General features: G+C 48.2%; 15 protein-coding genes. 7 read left to right on the forward strand and 8 right to left on the reverse strand.

Annotated elements, in window-relative coordinates:
• Window positions 1-6 precede the first annotated feature (6 nt).
• The 6 genes from KU855_RS00085 to KU855_RS00110 all read right to left on the reverse strand — a co-directional run bounded on the left by KU855_RS00085 (window position 7) and on the right by KU855_RS00110 (window position 5,715).
• Complete coding sequence (locus tag KU855_RS00085) at window positions 7-1,338, reverse strand: alkaline phosphatase (protein WP_218528304.1); 1,332 nt, start codon at window positions 1,336-1,338, stop codon at window positions 7-9.
• A gap of 18 nt (window positions 1,339-1,356) precedes the next feature.
• On the reverse strand, window positions 1,357-2,307 hold the full coding sequence (gene gshB / locus KU855_RS00090) for a glutathione synthase (RefSeq protein WP_218528394.1): 951 nt from the start codon (window positions 2,305-2,307) through the stop codon (window positions 1,357-1,359).
• A gap of 60 nt (window positions 2,308-2,367) precedes the next feature.
• Window positions 2,368-3,099, reverse strand: coding sequence for a 16S rRNA (uracil(1498)-N(3))-methyltransferase (rsmE, locus tag KU855_RS00095; protein ID WP_218528305.1), 732 nt, complete (start codon window positions 3,097-3,099; stop codon window positions 2,368-2,370).
• Window positions 3,100-3,114: 15 nt separating this feature from the next.
• Complete coding sequence (locus tag KU855_RS00100; protein ID WP_371316290.1) at window positions 3,115-3,849, reverse strand: endonuclease; 735 nt, start codon at window positions 3,847-3,849, stop codon at window positions 3,115-3,117.
• 74 nt (window positions 3,850-3,923) lie between these two features.
• Window positions 3,924-4,460, reverse strand: coding sequence for a SprT family zinc-dependent metalloprotease (locus KU855_RS00105; protein WP_371316291.1), 537 nt, complete (start codon window positions 4,458-4,460; stop codon window positions 3,924-3,926).
• A gap of 97 nt (window positions 4,461-4,557) precedes the next feature.
• Window positions 4,558-5,715, reverse strand: a complete 1,158-nt coding sequence (locus KU855_RS00110) for a hypothetical protein (RefSeq protein WP_218528307.1) — start codon at window positions 5,713-5,715, stop codon at window positions 4,558-4,560.
• Window positions 5,716-6,014: 299 nt separating this feature from the next.
• Here KU855_RS00110 and KU855_RS00115 point away from each other — a divergent pair, with 299 nt between their 5' ends.
• Window positions 6,015-7,319: a sigma-54 dependent transcriptional regulator gene (locus KU855_RS00115; protein WP_218528308.1), complete on the forward strand. Its 1,305-nt coding sequence runs from the start codon at window positions 6,015-6,017 to the stop codon at window positions 7,317-7,319.
• A 24-nt stretch (window positions 7,320-7,343) separates the two neighbouring features.
• On the opposite strand, the gene KU855_RS00120 is transcribed toward KU855_RS00115, so the two are convergent.
• On the reverse strand, window positions 7,344-7,493 hold the full coding sequence (locus KU855_RS00120; protein WP_218528309.1) for a hypothetical protein: 150 nt from the start codon (window positions 7,491-7,493) through the stop codon (window positions 7,344-7,346).
• Between the two features lie 250 nt (window positions 7,494-7,743).
• Here KU855_RS00120 and KU855_RS00125 point away from each other — a divergent pair, with 250 nt between their 5' ends.
• The 5 genes from KU855_RS00125 to KU855_RS00145 all read left to right on the forward strand — a co-directional run bounded on the left by KU855_RS00125 (window position 7,744) and on the right by KU855_RS00145 (window position 12,412).
• Window positions 7,744-8,400, forward strand: a complete 657-nt coding sequence (locus KU855_RS00125) for a hypothetical protein (protein ID WP_218528310.1) — start codon at window positions 7,744-7,746, stop codon at window positions 8,398-8,400.
• Window positions 8,401-8,436: 36 nt separating this feature from the next.
• Complete coding sequence (locus tag KU855_RS00130; RefSeq protein ID WP_218528311.1) at window positions 8,437-9,552, forward strand: hypothetical protein; 1,116 nt, start codon at window positions 8,437-8,439, stop codon at window positions 9,550-9,552.
• A gap of 15 nt (window positions 9,553-9,567) precedes the next feature.
• Window positions 9,568-10,266, forward strand: coding sequence for a C39 family peptidase (locus KU855_RS00135; RefSeq protein WP_256260805.1), 699 nt, complete (start codon window positions 9,568-9,570; stop codon window positions 10,264-10,266).
• Window positions 10,267-10,301: 35 nt separating this feature from the next.
• Entirely contained in the window at window positions 10,302-11,027 is a 726-nt protein-coding gene (locus KU855_RS00140) for a hypothetical protein (RefSeq protein WP_218528312.1), read from the forward strand.
• A 68-nt stretch (window positions 11,028-11,095) separates the two neighbouring features.
• A complete protein-coding gene (locus KU855_RS00145) occupies window positions 11,096-12,412 on the forward strand; it encodes a transporter (RefSeq protein ID WP_218528313.1) in 1,317 nt (438 codons plus the stop codon).
• Between the two features lie 5 nt (window positions 12,413-12,417).
• On the opposite strand, the gene KU855_RS00150 is transcribed toward KU855_RS00145, so the two are convergent.
• A complete protein-coding gene (locus KU855_RS00150; protein WP_218528314.1) occupies window positions 12,418-13,329 on the reverse strand; it encodes a LysR family transcriptional regulator in 912 nt (303 codons plus the stop codon).
• 143 nt (window positions 13,330-13,472) lie between these two features.
• Between KU855_RS00150 and KU855_RS00155 the strand changes: the two genes are divergently transcribed.
• On the forward strand, window positions 13,473-18,029 hold the full coding sequence (locus tag KU855_RS00155; RefSeq protein WP_218528315.1) for a biotin carboxylase N-terminal domain-containing protein: 4,557 nt from the start codon (window positions 13,473-13,475) through the stop codon (window positions 18,027-18,029).
• The last annotated feature ends 11 nt before the right edge of the window (window positions 18,030-18,040 follow it).

Consider the following 18,040-nt stretch of genomic DNA (forward strand, 5'->3'; position numbering starts at 1 on the left):
GATCGCTTATTGCGGGTTTTTCGCCGCAGTCACAGGTAATAGGCTATTGAGTTTGATAGCAATATCCGTGTTATCTTGATGACCATTAAACACATTGGCGCCGGCCCCGGTGGCAAATACTTGTACGTCTACCCCGGTGTGGCCTACCGATGTCCAGCCGGTGTGAGTTTGGCTATCAATCAGCTTATTGATGGCGCGCTCCAGCGCTTGTTGGCCTTGCATTCTCGCATTACTCAGTTGAGTAAATTGCGCCGCAGTTAATGGCGTAGGCCACAAGGAGGCCAGTTCATCCCGCCAACTCAATTCGGGACTTGATTGGAAGGCAATCAGGCGCTGGGCTAGGCTGGCGGGCGTCATGCTTAAGGCGCGCAACAAGCTGGGATCCCATTGATAAAGACCATCTCGACCTAAGGTGAGGCCACCGGTATCATGATCGGCGGTGACCACCAGTAATGTCTCAGGATGTTGGCGCACAAATTGTTCGGCCACTTCAATGGCATTGGCAAATTCATGCATCTCACCCAGCAAGGCGGCAATATCATTATTGTGGCCGGCCCAATCAATTAAGCTCCCCTCAACCAATAACACAAAGCCTTGAGAATGCTGAGATAGCAGCGCTAGCGCCTTGGCCGTCATTTTGCTTAAGCGCTGACCGTCGGGTTCATCGAGTGCCCAAGGTAATTGGACGTCGGCAAATAACCCCAACACCTTACCTTGGTTGACCTTATCAAGATCATCCATGCTCACTAATACTTGATAGCCTTGGGCTGCGAACTGAGCTCGCAGGGCGTCAGGGAAATAGCGCAGTCCGCCGCCAAGTAAGACATCGGCGCCAGCCTGTAAGTAGCTTTCGGCTAACTCATCATAATTTTTACGGCTGGGGTTATGACTTAAGAAAGCGGCGGGCGTGGCGTGATTGATTTGCGAAGTGACCGCGATACCTGTGGCCATGCCGCGCTGCTTAGCCTGCTCAAAAAGGGTGGTGAGTGGCTGTTGGTTACTATCGACACTAATTGCACCGTTATAGGTCTTAACACCAGTCGCTAGAGCGGTCGCTGCTGCGGCCGAGTCAGTGACGTAGCCGCTCACCTTGGCTGGGAAGGTGCTGGCATTGCCAACCAGTAAGCGGTTAAATACCGTTTCTTCGACTTCTTCGCTGGCAGGCTCATCGCGATAAAAGCGGTAAGCACTGGTATATGCCGGGCCCATGCCATCGCCTATCATAATAATGATATTTTTTGGGCGGGCAGGTAATTGGTTGAGGCCTTGGGCCTGCGAAATAGGCGCCAATAGGGTGAAGGCAATCCATGCCCCCACCAGTCTTATCATCACTGACATTCTAGATCATCCTATGCGTTATTTCGCTGCGAGCCGGCGCTCTATCGCGTCCATGAGCATGCCGGTGATGTCGACCTTAAAGGCCGCTTCAATTTCGCGAATACAGGTTGGGCTAGTGACGTTAATTTCGGTGAGTTTATCACCAATGACATCGAGGCCGACAAACACTAAACCGCGACGTTTGAGCTCAGGGCCTAAGGTGCGTGCAATATGCCAATCACTATCAGACAAAGGTTGTGCAACGCCGCGGCCGCCGGCGGCTAAATTACCTCGGGTTTCCCCTTTGGCGGGGATGCGGGCTAAACAATATGGCACGGGCTCACCATCAACCACCAAAATACGCTTGTCACCAGCACTGATGTCTGGAATAAACTGCTGGGCCATGGCATAACGACGACCATGGTCGGTGAGGGTTTCAATGATCACGGCCAAGTTGGGATCATCTTGTTTAATGCGGAAAATAGAGCTGCCACCCATACCATCTAAGGGTTTTAAAATGACATCCCCAAATTGCTGGTGGAAGGCGCGTAAGCGCTTGGCATCGCTGCTGACTAAGGTTTTTGGGGTAAATTCGCTGAACCAAGAGGTGAACAGTTTTTCGTTAGCATCGCGCAAGCTTTGGGGCTTATTGATGATTAAACAGCCCTCGTCTTCGGCGCGTTCAAGCATATAGGTGGCATAGACAAATTCAGTATCAAAGGGAGGGTCTTTGCGCATCAAGACCACATCGAGTGACGCGAGAGGAGCTATCGTTGCCTCACCCAGTTCAAACCAGCGCTGGCTATCCATGGTGACAGTCAATGGGCGCATATTGGCCATACTCTTGCCATCTTCAATGGCGAGATCGCCCATTTCCATATAGAAAAGTTGATAGCCGCGAGCTTGCGCTGCCATCAGCATGGCAAAACTCGAATCCTTGTTAATATTGATCTCTTGGATGGGGTCCATCACTATGCCGAGCTTGATCATCATATTATCCTTGTTATTGGTTCGGCTATCGTTAGCCAAGCGTCAATAGGGGCGAGTCGGTTAACCCAAGTCACCTAAATGTAATTGCAGTAAGCTGATGGCCGTCAGCGAGGCCGTTTCGGTACGAAGGACTCTTGGGCCTAGCAGCACATCGGTAAACTGATAATTCTCCGTCATGGCAATCTCTTCTGGCGATAAGCCACCCTCAGGGCCAATTAACAGGCGAACACGACGATTATCCAATGACAATCCACTGATCCCTGAGGCCGCCCGCGGATGGAGGTTTAACTTTAAAGCGGCTGTGGCTTCGCTACACCAGTGTTGTAGTTCCATTGCCGGACGGATAATCGGCACCACGCTGCGGCCACTTTGCTCGCATGCGCTGATGGCGATTTTTTGCCATTGGTGAATTTTTTTCTCTAAGCGCTCGCCAGACAGTTTCACGCCGCAGCGTTCTGAAAATAGCGGCGTGATGGTGTTGACTCCCAGCTCCACCGATTTTTGGATAGTGAAATCCATCCGATCACCGCGAGAAATGACCTGGCCTAAATGCAAGTTCAGTGGCGACTCAGAGTGATTCACCTTGACGTCGATGATCTCGATACTGACATGCTTTTTACCCGACTCGGTAATGCGGGCTACATAGTCATGTCCATCACCGTTGAAGACACTGATCTGCTCGCCAGCATTCATTCGCAGTACGCGGCCAATGTGGGCCGCACCATCTTCATCTAAGCTGACATGGCAATTAAGCGCTAATTCGGTCGCTTGATAAATTCTAGGAATTCTCATTAAGTTACTCTTACGTTACTCTGCTATCGTGCCGGCCTTGATGGCGGCAACACAGCGAGATTGTACAAAGGGATTATGATTGCCTTGCTGCTGTGCAATCGCTCGATCTCGCCGACACTCCGGCGCGGTCACTGGTGTTTTTCTATCCCAAGCGTGGAATAATTGTAACTGAATCTTGGCGATTTTCAGATCATAAGTTTGCTGCATATATAAATAGGTTCGAGCAATGGCGCCACGACTGGTTGCTGGCGGTTGCACTTTACGATCGCTAAAGTCGATGAACATCTGGCATTGGCCATATTGTTGTGGGGTGGCATTCCAATCACTAAAACGATAATTACTGCGATCGCCATTAACCTCGCCAATGGCGGGCACCAAGTTATGCAGATCTGCTTCCATTTTGACAAATTCAGCATCACGTCGGCAGTGTTTGCGCCCGCCGTCTTGCCAGCATTGTCGCTGGTGGCCAAAAGCCCATGCCGGAACGATATGTTCCCATTCAATTCGGTTGGCGCGCTGCACTTGTTTACGCACTTGATAGCCGCAAGCATTAAAGGATGGCGACCATTTGTTGTTCTCCACATAGATGTCGCAGCCACAATAAAAACTTTGTAGTGGTCCTAACTGAAGATACATCTGTTGGGCGATTTTTTTCGCTTGGGTGAAATTACGAGGATGTTGGCCCGAGCCATGGGCTGGCGCCAGCAATATCAGGCTCAAAAGGAGCCCAAATAGCAGATGGTTAAACAAGATGGATCCCTAAATGATTAACTATGTTGTGGTTATCTTTTTTTTATGGATAAAGTCTATGGCTGCCACGCCGACTAAGCAAGGAGATTAATATTGGGGGCTAATATTTGTTGGCAGTTACGGCAGCGATAACGCATTTGCTGTTTAACCACCTTGTTATGACGGCGAATGCTGAGCATAACCGGTCCACATTGACAGTGATACGCAAATTGGCGGCCACTGACCGATTGCACATCAAAGCAGTGGGTGGTGCGAGGCGTCAGGTCGTAGAGCGTTCGCATCAAGTATTGCCATTCTTTGCCGTGGGGCTTAACGCGGCCATAGAGCTGATAGCACAATAAATGGCAGATTTCATGGGGCACCACGGCGGCGAAAAATTCCCGAGGGTTTTCTTGCAACAAGATAGGATTGAAACGCAGCTTGTTCAGTTGCAAGTGGGCGGTGCCGGCACTGCGTCCCCGCAGTGCTAAGCTGATATCAGGGCGAGGGAATTGACGGCCTAGTGCGCGCTCGGCTTGTAAATAGCTTAATTCGCACGCTTGCAGTAATTGCTGCTGGAGTGCCTCGGGCAGTGGGGATAACGGGGCCATGATCTCTACAATAGTCAACACAAACGCCTCATAGTAACGTGTTGTGTTGACCATCGCTAGTTTGCAGCATTGGCGCCATTGAGTCGGCAGGGTGACTTGGCTGTCGCTAAGCCACCATTTACTGCGCCGCCGCGGCGTGGATGAGGGCCGTCAGTTGAGTGACAATCGCCGTTTCTCTTTCACGATCATAGCCCTGAACTCTGGGGGTATGAATATGGCCTGAACGTACCTGACTATTGAGTAAATCTTTGATCCTCAACGCTCGATAAGTAATTTCATTCGATAGGTAGCCACCACCACTGCCTTCCACTGAGGTTTGGTTAAGTAGGGGCGAGAGCGCATCGGCGTGTATTTGGCCTTGTTCTAGCGTCCGTACTTGACGATTATCTTGGACTGCCCATGGGCCGCTGACTTGCGTCATGGCCGTAGCGGGTAAGGAAAACTCATAAAAGGACTGGCCTTTTATGGCAGCGTTTTCAAAAAGGGGCGGCTGCGGATGAGCGTGACTTGCCCCGGTGAGGATATTACGATTATCAGGGGCTGCAGCACTGCGCTGCCGACCCACGAAGCGTTCGAGATCGAAATTGTCACGGCCCATACTCACGGTGATCACCATATCGACACTATTGTCCCTAAAATAAGGGGTCAATAACGCCTCAATCATGGCGCGATCAAAATCTTCAAAGCGAACTGGGATCATCAAGGTTTGAATTTCAGCTTGCTGTCCATTGATCGTAAACGTGTGGCCATCAAGCATGAGGGCTGCCAGTCCTGAAGGATTGCTTTGATCTATGTGCTTATCCAGAAAGAATGGATCAAAACCCGTCACCAATAAACGAACCTGCGATTGGGGGGCAAAGCTCACATCACTGACACCGCGCGACGCTTGTTCTATGCTGGTGAGTAATATTTTTTGCTGCCAAGGGGCTAACGCAAATCCGGCCTGGGTGCGAAGCAGTGTATCGCGCATGGCGAGTCTCGCCCAATACAAGGCGCGGTCATCTGGGTGGCCAGACTGCACGTCTTGCACTGCTTGCTGCCACAAACGCTTGGCGAGTGCGGCCGTATCCTGAGTCAGGGTTAATTCATTGTTGGCGAGGGTCAGTAATTGTTGCAGTTGCTCGGGAAAAGCTTGGTAGCGTTGCACCACCTCTGGCATGGATTGCTGTGCTAGAGGGAGTCGCGCCTCTTCGACTTGATTGACCTCAGGTAGCATAGGGGCGGCAATGCTGGGCATCGTCAGCATGAACAGTAAAGTACACCAGGGTTTAAGCATCGAAGCTTCCTTTTCTCTCGGTAGGCCTCGATTATGCCAGAGGCGACATGAGAACAAAAGTGTCGCAAAATCGCATCACTATAGTCACAAAAGTGATGGCGGACTCATCTTACAAATATTGAGATATTTAACGATATTCAGCCAATAGTTAACTATGCTTTATCGGTTCCCATAAACAGTCATTATGATTACAGCAATAGGGACACACCATTAATAATGAATATTAATTAGAAGGATAAACTTAATATGCCCTCCAAGAACGGAGGCTAAGGACTAGTGGTATGTGCTCGGTACTTATTGTGAGCGAACGTAAGGAAGTGGAGTATGTTAGCCCTTTGCAATCTGCCAATTTTCAAGTTACCTGTTTACCCCATGATTTACTTGACGAGATGGCGCCAGCTGACATTACAATTTTTGATTTACAATATTCAACATGTTTAGATTGGTTAGAACCTTTGGTGTGCGCCTGGCAGTCGCAAACTATGTTGGTATTCATTGTCGAACGCAGCCAGCTGGCATTGGCTAACATCATGGACATGATTTCTCTATACGCTTGGGATTACCATACGGCCCCTGTCGATATTGATCGGTTTATGGTCACTATCGGGCGTATTCGCGGCATGTTGCATATGCGACAACCCTGGTTAAAACGCCGCTTAAAACACCTTACCGCTCTTCGCCAACCGGTTACCTGCTCGGCAGCGATGCAAAAATTGCAGCGGCAAGTGTTAAAAGTTGCCCCCACGGAACTCCCGGTATTAGTGATTGGCCCTAGCGGTGCGGGTAAAGAGTTGGTGGCGAGAAAAGTGCATCAACATTCGGCGCGAGCTCAAGGGCCTTTAGTGATCCTCAATTGTGGTGCCATCCCTTTAGGCTTGTCGAATTCCGAATTATTTGGTCATGAGAAAGGCGCTTTCACGGGGGCCTGTCAACGGCATCTTGGCAAGCTGACTCAAGCCGATGGCGGGACCTTATTTCTCGATGAAATTGGCGATTTGCCCATGGAGCTACAAACCCATTTATTGCGGTTTTTGCAAGAAGGGTGTTTTGATGTGGTGGGCGGTACTACTCGCAGTGCGGATGTGCGTGTGGTGGCGGCGACCCATATCGATTTGCAACAAGCAATAGCGACTGGAAAATTTAGATTGGATTTATTCTATCGCTTAAATGGGGTCACTTTACAGGTGCCTTCGTTGCGGGATCGAATGGATGACATTCCTGAATTAGCCCGCAGTTTATTGCAGGAAGCTGCCGCGTCGATGGGAGGGCGTTCGAAACCCTTATCAGAGCAAGCGATGATCGCCATCATTCAGCATGATTGGCCTGGTAATGTGCGGGAATTAATCAATCGTTTACGTCGTGCTCTAGTTATGGCGGAAGGCGTTGAGATTACTCCGAAGGATTTAGATTTGGCCGACACGGTGCAGTCAACTGGCGCATGCCGATGTTATTCCTTGCAATACCACAAGGAGAAGGCCGAGCGTCAAGCCCTTAATGAAGCGTTATTGCAAACCGGTGGCCAAGTGAATTTAGCCGCGAAAAACCTGCAGGTGTCGCGAGCAACCTTGTATCGATTATTGGATAAGTACGATTTACTAACGTAAGCCCGCAATAGGCGATGGACCGCCTTAGCCACTGCGATTGACCCCAGTGATCTTCCTCAGATGTTTCCCTGCGCTATTCCCTAGCATGTATTTCTTGCCATCAGTACCTGCGCCTAAATACCGTGACACCAATATTAGGGGTGATGACTTTTCAGTCACTTGCGAACGCAGCATGTGTTTGATAGTCGTTGGACAGAGGCCTCTAAGAGCGGTGTCTTAAAGGTAAGAATCCAGTCGTCATATTAATATGACGTCTATTCAATAGGTTACAAGCTTACTGTCTCATGCCTGAGACGTATAATTTAGACTAGCGTTTTTAAGTATTTGATTTTGTTTGTTTTTAAGTTGTGGCCTATGACTTGCATTACCTTACCCAGATTTCAGGTGATACCCACTTGGGTAATGTCGGCGTAAGGAGATGGGCATGTTAATGAGGACGTTGGGTATCAGTCTTGGCCTGCCAAGATGGTTGGTTCAAGCCAGACTGCTGACAAGCATTAGTGCGAGTCTGATATTGCTTGTGCCCGCATATAGCGTCGCCAGCGAGGAGCTCGATAGTCAGGCCATGGCAGTGGCGACGAGCCATGTGTCGCTCATTGAGCCCCAAGCATTTAGTCAGGTGCATGGTCGACTGGCGATCAATCAAGCTGCCGGTGACGATAATCTGCAAACCAATAGTCATGCGTTAGGATCGCAAGCCACGGTCCAAGTCATACTGTCTAATCTCGCGACCACCAATCCGAGTGTGGGGATGCACCACAGCGAGATAGCTGGCTTAAGCTTCGCCAATTTTGAAGGCTTATTGGGCGTCAATCAAGTTAGCGGTCGCAGTAATTTACAAGCCAATTTAGGCATTATTGGTTCCACGCCAGTATCTCAAGGGCTGAGTGATGCAGACATGCAGATTATCAATAGCGCCACCCCTTTGCCTCAAGCCAATGAGAACGCCTTGTCTTTTACCACAGCGATTGGTAGCGACAGTCTGTCGCACGTTCGTGGTCTAGTTCAAATCAATCAAATTTCCGGCAGCAATAATGCCGCCGTAAATCAATTCTCGTTACAGGTCTTAAGCGGGAATTAGCGTGCAAGTGAAACTATCCATAATGGAGGATGTAACATGAAAAAGTTACCTTTAGCTGCGGTTATTGCGACTTTAGTCAGTGCGCCTGTGTGGGCTAACACCGACAATACCAGTGACAGTGATGTCACGCTGACCAAAACAGTAACGGTAGAAAAAGATCTTACCTATGAAGGCTCGGTCGAGATTAGCGGTTCTATCGTTGCCAACGGTCTGGGTATGGCGGTGGTGGAGAATGTGCAGGAGTCTAGCGCCAATTCAGGTACGAATTATTACAACACTAACAGCAGTAGCGTAAGAGATAGTAGTTTTGAAAATGCCAGCGGTAACATTGGAGTTAACCAAGCGGCTGGCGATAATAATGTGCAAGCGAATTCAGCCGCTCTCGCGGAAATTGATGCCTCGTTCGCTTTTGGTTCTGGCGATGCTGAAATTTTTAGTAGCCAACAGGGCGTCTTTAACGGTACGTCTAACGTGGCATCAACTAATTCCGCCAGTTTATCGGGTAACGCATTCAAAGGGGCCTCAGGGAATATCGGGGTCAATATTGCCTCGGGTAACAATAACGCGCAAGCCAACAATATGGCGGCTGCGGTTTCCAATGGGCGTCTAGGTGAGGCTAGTGTCTCCAATGTTCAGCAATCCGGTCATAACACCACACTGAATGCCAGCGTGATTGAAGATACCTATGAAACCGTAGGGATTAATCTGAATTTGGGTGGAGACGGAGAAAACGGCGGTGCCACAGGAACGTATCAAGGAACGTCAGAAATGACATCACAGTATTATCCAGAATTATGGAGCGATGCTGATGGCATTCACAATTCTGGTGATGAAACCTTAGTTGGTCACATTGATTTTGACCAAAGCACCCCTTCTGAAGGGGCTGGTACGGGTGATGATAATATGACGTTTGCCGAAATGGGCACGTTAGAGCTGTCTGGGACTATTACAGGTGAGCTACCCATGATAGTGCAGCAAGTGAAACAGAGAACCAGCAATACTGCCAGCATTAGCGGTTCTTCGTTTATGGGCGCTAGCGGTAATATTGGCGTGAATATGGCGTCGGGTACCGGTAACCTCCAAGCTAACAACCTGTCGTTAACCACGGTTAATTCAGCGGGTGTCATTATCTCTGAAGGTGCAAGAAACTAACGGGGGAGGGAGAGCTTGCTCTCCCTTTTTTTGATGAAAAGTTTGCTCTTATTATGGTTACTTTGGGTTTGCTACCCGGCGATAGCGGCGATTCAGATCCTCGATGGTATGGTGCCTGGAATGGGCAGTTACGCCAAAGAGATCCAAAGTATTCGTGAGCGTAAGTTTGAACATATTGTCAGGCAACACACGGATTTTTCCTGCGGGGCTGCCAGCCTAGCAACTATCTTGAAATATGCCTATGGCCAGTCCGTCACTGAAGAGCAGGTGATGCACGGTATGTTGGCTCATGCCGATATGAAATTGGTCGCTGAAAAAGGCTTCTCATTGCTGGACATGAAAACTTACTTGCAACAAATGAACTATCGAGGCCGCGGTTATCGCATTGGGCTTGATGAGTTAACGCAGTTACGGGTTCCGGTGATTTTATTAATTAATGATCAGGGATATAACCACTTTGTGGTGTTTAGAAAAATATGGGCAGGAGAGATTTATCTGGCTGATCCTGTATTGGGAAATAGGATTTTGCCGATTGAGACCTTCTTGTCTCAATGGAATGACATAGTGTTCGTGGTGATCGGTAAAGATTATGACAAACAGACTCCGTTATTGAGCCCGAGAGGCCGACTGACTCATAAGGTTTCCATGGTGATTGAACCTATGTCTGATGCTGAATTGATTGAATACGGTTTTAGCTATTCCGATCTGCTGTAACGGTATAGGGGTCGCGACGACAATGGAGGTGAGTGATGAAATGGCAATCTTGGTCTTATATGTATGCGGCATTGTGGCTGGCGAGTGGTTCCACGGCATGGGCTAGTGATGATATCGACAAGCAATTAGCGGTATTTGCCACGGCGCAATCCTTGTCTGATATTGAGCTGGGTCAACAACGCGGTCGCTATATTGTCAGTGGGCAAGCCTATTACTTTGGGTTACTGATGCAAACCCATTATCTCGATCATCACGGGGTCACTCAACAGGCGAGCATGCAGCTAGAAATTAACCCCCAAGGCTTGACGGTCACTGTTGCAGAGTCGCAATTAGTGATGGGCGAGTACGTTGAAGCAAATCTTTATGGGCAGGCCTCTGGTTTGCAGCAACGCATTCAAATTGCTGGCGAAGATAATCATGTTATCAATGACTTTAGCTTAGGCTCAGGGCAATTAGCACCATTAGTCGGTGGTCAGCAAGTAAGTTTGGGGCAAGTATTGGTCAGTGAAGATGGGCAACGCCAATATTCCGCAGTGCCTGGTCACTTTGGCATTCAACTGCAACTTAATAATGGTCAGAGCCAGCAGATGCTATTAAATCATGATGGCGGGCGACAGTTGTTACAATCGACTACAGTCAATGGGTCTCACCATCAAATTATTAACTCAAGTCAGTTGCAGTTTGGAGGGGTTCATTTTGGTCGACTTGGCACCAGCATTTTAGCGCAGCAATTGCTTGGAAATAATTTTTATGGCCAATAGGCAGGTATGTCATTGCTAGTTGTGAGGCGCTGTTCCATCCCGTCACTAGTTAAATAAGGACGACTATTATGCTGCATCTAAGGCATCTTCATTGGTGTGTTTGTCTTGCCCTGACCGCAAATGTTGCCATCGCTGAGTCTGAAAGCGATAAGCCACCCAAGGTGGCTGAGGCGACGACGCAAGAACAGCAAGAGCTTGCCTTGCTGAAGCGGCAGTTGATCCTAATGAATAAACAAGTGCAACAGCAGCAACAAGCGTTGTTGCAAATGGCGAAAAAAATTCAAGCGCGAGAACAAGCGCTTAATCGTAATCAGCCCGTCGAACGTCAGGATAATAGCGCCCAAGCCGTCGCCAACACTGAGGCGGCTTCTCAGCCGAAGGTGGCGACGAAACCTGCGGCTGTCGCCTCCGAGGCCACCAATAAAAAGGCGCCGGATATGGGGCGTAGCACTGAAGATGTGTTAGCCGAAACCCATAATGTATTCACCCGAAAGTTCACCCTAGAATCCTCATTGAGTTACAGCTACTTTAGCCGTAAAGATCTCATTCTGCGTGGTTTTTTGGCGCTAGACGCGATCTTTTTAGGTAACCTAAATTTAGATCGGGTTCGTACCAGTAATCTGCAGTTTGATTTGGTGGGACGTTACACCTTAAATCCTCAGTGGCAATTTGAGCTGGCAGTTCCCTATTTATATCGCAGCAATCAATATGACTCTGTGGGGGAGGGCAATTCTAGCCAACGCTACGAAAGCGCTCAAGTTAATGATGCGTTATTGGGGGATATCAGTGCCGGGGTATATTACCGCATCATGGCGGAGCAGGGGGCTTGGCCCGACTGGGTATGGAATGTCAGGGTTAGAATGCCGACGGGTAAGCATCCGTATGATATCGATTTAGTGAGTTCGGAATCCGGCAACCTAACCTACCCCATAGAAACGCCTTCTGGCGCGGGTAACTGGGGAGTCTCGACCGGCTTTAGTTTGGCCAAAACCTATGATCCTGCCATTGTATTTTTTAATTTGAATTACGGCTGGAATTTGCCCCAGCAGTTTGATGATATTTCTGGCCTAGGAGAATTTGATACACCAGGAACGATTGATCTTGGCGATTATGTGGATTATAGCCTGGGATTAGCATTCGCCGTGTCCGAGCGCATGAGCTTGGGCATGAGTTTTAATCAGCGCTTTTATGGCCGCACTCGTCAGCGTCTCGATGGTCAAGGCTGGGAAAAAATTCCCCGCTCTGACACTAACACCGCGACGCTAGGCATTGGCGCGACCTTAGCCTTGTCTGACAATTTATCTATGGTAACCAGCATAGGTGCGGGACTCACCGAGGACACGCCGGATTACCAAATTAGTTTACGTTTCCCCTACCGCTTTTAGCAGCATTAGCCCATGAGCGACTGTAGAGATTCTTGGGCATTAAAGCGTTTACTCAGGAAATCGAGAAACACACTAATGTTATTCGCCAGTTGGCGCCGGCTGGAGTAGACGCCATAGACTTTAAAGGGTTCAATTGGCCACTCTTGCAATAACGGCACGAGTGCGCCACTGGCTAATTCATTTTTGCAGCTGGAATACGACAGCATCGCAATGCCAAAATCATCAATGGCCAACTGCTTGATCATGACCGTACTATTTGCCCGCGCTTTACGTTTAAAACTCGCCATGGTTTTGCGATTGCCTTTACCCAGAGGCCAAATCGGCGCCGAACGTGACGTCCCCATTAATATGCCATCATGTTGACTCAGATCCTTCGGGGTGGCCGGTGTGCCTTGATGCTTTAAATAACTGGGGCTGGCGACTAAAATCGGCTGACGCTCAAATAAGAGTCGAGCCACTAAGTCGGATGATTGCAGCGGCCCATACTTAATGGCAATGTCATAGCCTTCGCCAACTAAGCCCACATCATTATCGGTAAATTGCACATCGAGCTCTATGCCCGGATGCAAGCGCATAAAACCGCTGCATAAGTTGCTGATCAATTCTTGGCTAAACGACACTGGAATGGCGACGCGAAGCGAGCCCGACACATCCGAGTGAGTATTCTCGATGGTGGCTTTCGCCGCTTCGACTTCATTATTAATACTTTCGCAGTGTTGATAAAACAATGCGCCAACCTGGGTTAGACTCAAATTTCTGGTATCACGCTGTAATAAACGAACTCCCAGGCGTTCTTCAAGTTGTGCAACTTTGCGACTAATGGTAGATTTTGGCAGGCCAGTTTCTCTGGCAGCTTGTGAAAAACCTTTAGCACGCACTACGGCTGCAAACAGCATCATACCGTTTAAATCTGGCATGTTTTCTCCACTGTCTCATTTTTGGAACAAAGCGTCCATGGCAGTTTAATGGCAATTGCGTCGTTATTAAAGTTTAATTACTGGCTAAAAATGTAAGACATAGAAATGTAAGACATAAAGAGGCTATCGCCGAGGATCTTTAGATGACGAGCAAAAATCAGCCCACACACATGACTCAAGTGAACACCAGCGCCGATCCGTTATTTATTCAAGCGGAGCATTTGGCAAAAGACTTTTCACTATTTCCAGAGCACAGTAAACGCAGTCTGTCGCTGGAAGTAGAAGGCCTGTTAGACGATGATGCTATTCAGGCTAATTTAAAAAACCTTTCACAGCTTGATGTGGATGGTTACGTGACCAAGGTCATTCAACCTACCTTAGATAAGAATCGCCCAGGCGCTAAGCGCATGATCGCGGATTTAAAAGGTAAGTTGATTACCGACACCCATATGGGCCCTTTCTATAGTGCTGAGATTGAATTAAGTTTTAGCGGCCGCAATCGTCGAATCGGCTTTATTGCCCAGGAACGTTCGACGGCAAATGGTGCTTGGTTACCTGAACATCACCTCGCTTGTTGTCATGCGATTCGCCATTTCGCTGAATTATCCATGCCGATCGTCTATTTAATTGACACTCCTGGCGCGGATGCGGGGGAACTAGCCAACAGTCATAACCAAGCGCACTCCATTTCCAAAGCCATTGCTGAAAGTGCCAATGTTGACGTACCAACTGTGGGTATCGTTATTGGGGCGGGTTACTCGGGTGGGGCTATCCCATTAGCCTCGGCCAACATCTTGCTGTCATTGCGTGATGGCATTTTTAACACCATTCAGCCGCAAGGCTTACAAAGCATTGCTCGCAAATATAATTTGTCGTGGCAAGAATGTGCTAAGTCAGTGGGTGTGGCTCCTGAAGAGCTGTACACCTTAGGTTGTATCGACGGTATTGTTGATTTCACGCCCAGTGACCGCGATGAGCGCCAGCATAACTTACGTCGCGCCATTATTTCCTCTATTACCGCAGTGGAGCGCGCGGCGGTCTCGTTTGTAAAAGAATCGCGAGATTTGCGTGAGCATTATGACCGCTCTCTCGATCGCTTTTTGAATCCATCCACTAATTTGGCGGCGCTTGAAAGCAATGCTGAAATGGCGGTGGCCCAAAACCCGACCATGCATTTGAACTTGTTCGGTAGCGCTTATCGCTATTTGCGTTATTTAACGCTGCGTAGTCGTATCCATTCTATTTCTCAAGATCAATATGGCCGGTTATCTAAGGTCAGCGTGCCTGAGGGTGACTTACGAGCGCGCATTAGCCAAGAGCAAGAAAAAGTCTTTAAGAGCTGGTTAGCCAATCCTGACAAGCTGGTTTACGATGAAGAACTCAACAAGTTATGGACCCACTTTGTCGCTAAACGTGATGAAGTGAGCACAGAGCGTAACGTGCTGACTCGTTTGATCTTAGGTGAACCCAAAGAAAACTATAAAAAAGCGCGTAAGGCGTTGTTATTTAACTTGGGTTGGTCTTTGTATCATCGCTGGAAGAATAATGCGGCCAATAACTTTATTGGGCTGATCGAATATCTGGAAAATATCCCGCCAGCGGTCTCGAAACGCCCTTGGCCAGACTTGAAACAGCTGACCGTGTTGGATGTCGTTGTCAATGAAGAACTGCGGGCAGATTTCATTTGGCAATGCCATAACATCATGATTTTCAATGAGTTATATGACAATGTTGTGGTTAACTTAGCCTCGATTGCCAAAGAAGCCATGATGACTAAGAGTTTATCTCGTGATTCGGTTGATAGCCTATTACATACCTCAATCGATAAGGCATTATCGAATGAGAATGTGGCTAACGATAAGAGTAAATTCTATAAGTGGCTGAAGTACTTCATGTCGCAATCAAACCGTGCCGACTTGTTGGTACGAGTCGAGCAATGGAAGAGTGTCGGCTTCCCGCAGTTAAACAACTCATTATTTGTTATCTTGACCTATTTCTTCGAGCGTCTGTTGCCGGAATATTTCGACAGTGAAGAAGAAAGCGGTAAGTACACAGGCACCATTAACCCTGTGCGTATTGGACGTCGTAAAGATTTCTGGAACCGCTTAACCATGGGGTATCAGGATTTATTAATCCAAAAGGTACTGCGTGAAGATAAGCGTGCGGGCAAGATGACGTGGCAAAATATTATCGACAAATTCTTCAAGAATTTTGAAGAAATCGATGCCGATAAAATGTCTGCTAACCAGCTTAACTTCCCCGGTTTCCGTCTCTCGATCGAAGATGCATTGGATAAAGGTATTCGTCCTTGCGGCTTGATCACCGGTCTTGGCGAATTTGAAAATCAAGGTAAGAAAATCCGTGCCGGTATTGCCGTGTCTAACACAGCATTCCAAGCGGGTGCATTCGATATGGCCAGCGCCGAGAAGTTCTCCTCACTGTTAATTGAATGTGCTAAGCGTAAACTGCCGGTGATTTGCTTTATTTCATCGGGTGGTATGCAGACTAAAGAAGGGGCGGCGGCACTATTTTCGATGGCGGTGGTCAACGATCGTATCACTCGTTTTATTCGTGATAATGAATTGCCGGTATTGATGTTTGGTTATGGTGATTGTACCGGTGGCGCCCAAGCGTCGTTTGTGACTCACCCGTTAGTGCAGACGTATTACTTATCTGGGACCAACATGCCGTTTGCTGGACAAATGGTCGTGCCAGCTTACTTGCCATCGACCTCGACCTTATCCAACTACTTGTCTAAGGTGCCGGGCGCGATGAATGGCTTAGTGAATAATCCATTTAATGACGAGCTCAATAGCAAGTTGTCGGGTATCGATCCTTTAATGCCGATGCCGCAGCATGATATTCAAAACGTGATTGCCAATGCCTTATCAACCTTGGTTCCTGCGGTTGAAGTCGAAGATGAAGTCATCGTTCAAGATGATCCTCGCACCTTGATGAAACCCATTGAAAAAGTCTTAATCCATGCCCGTGGCTGTACGGCGGTCAAACTGATCCGTAAGGCCCACGATAATGGCATTAATGTGGTCTTGGTCGCCTCAGATCCGGACATGACCTCGGTGCCAGCAGAAATGCTTAAAGCCAATGATAAGCTGGTCTGTATTGGCGGCAACACCTCGGATGAATCTTACCTCAATGCTTACTCGGTATTGAAAGTGGCCGAGTACGAGCAGGTTGATGCCCTGCATCCTGGGATTGGTTTCTTATCTGAAAGCCCTCAATTTGCGGCGCTGTGTGTTAACAATGGGGTCAATTTTGTCGGTCCAAGCGTTAACTCTATGACCACCATGGGGAATAAGTCGAACGCGATTAAAACCTCGCAGTCACAAAAAGTGCCGGTGGTACCCGGTTCTCACGGTATTTTGAATAATGCCGAGCAAGCCGTGAATGTGGCCAATGAAATTGGATATCCTGTGCTGTTAAAAGCGGTACAAGGTGGTGGCGGTAAAGGTATCCAAGTGGTCCAACGCGCCGAAGACATGATAGGTTTATTCCAAAAGACTGCCACCGAGGCCGCCGCCGCCTTTGGTAATGGTGATTTGTACTTAGAAAAATATGTGACCTCACTGCGTCATATCGAAGTGCAGTTACTGCGTGACCAATTTGGTAATACTAAGGTGTTGGGTATTCGTGACTGTTCAGTGCAGCGCAATAACCAGAAGGTGATCGAAGAGTCGGGTTCTACCATGTTACCTGATGAGCTCAAACAGCAGGTATTGGAATATACTCGTGCACTTGGTGATGCCACCGATTATATGGGCGCGGGTACGGTGGAGTTTATCTACAACCTCGATGCTAACGAAGTGTACTTCATGGAAATGAATACACGTCTGCAGGTTGAACACCCTGTGACTGAAGCTACCTCTTGTATCGATATCGTTAGCGCGCAATTTGATATTGCCGCCGGTCGTTCGATCGCGGCGCTTGAGCCGCAAGATAAAGGCTATGCCATCGAAGTGCGTGTCACTGCTGAAAAAGCGGCACTTGATAGCCAAGGCGTACTGCAGTTAGTGCCTAACCCTGGCATGGTGACCGAGTGTATTTTACCTGAACGTGATGATGTCGAAATCATTGCCATGGTGGGTAAAGATAAAGAAGTCTCTCCATACTATGACAGCTTAATTGCGCAAATTATTATTCGTGGTGATAAGCGTGAAGATACCATCGAGAAGATGTGTGAATATTTGGATTCGGTGTCGATTAAAGGCATCGCCACCAATATTCCATTACTTAAACGCATTCTTAAAGATGGCACCTTCCGTGAAGGTGTCTATGACACAAACTATTTACCGCGTTTACTGGCTGAGTTAGATGTCGCTGAGCTCATCGCTGAAATGGAAGCGGCCGCAGAAACCGGTGGCATTAGCACTGAGTCTTTACGGGTTGGTGAAAGTAATGAGTTAAAAGTCTTGGCTCAAGGTGCGGGTATTTTCTACGCGTCTCCAGCACCGGGCGAAGCAGATTTTGTGAGCGAAGGTGACATTGTTACGGTCGATCAGACCTTAGCATTAACCGAAGCGATGAAAATGTTCTCGCAAGTGACGTTGGCCGGCTTTAACCGCAAGGGCGCTATTTTGTATCCAGAAGATCAACGCTATCGCATTGAACGAATTCTGAATAGTAATGGTCAACAAATTTCGCAAGGTGACTTGTTGTTTGTTGTGTCCCCAGTGGAAGATTAATTATTCTACTG

This window comes from Shewanella sp. NIFS-20-20, assembly GCF_019209865.1.
Taxonomy (GTDB): Bacteria; Pseudomonadota; Gammaproteobacteria; order Enterobacterales; family Shewanellaceae; genus Shewanella.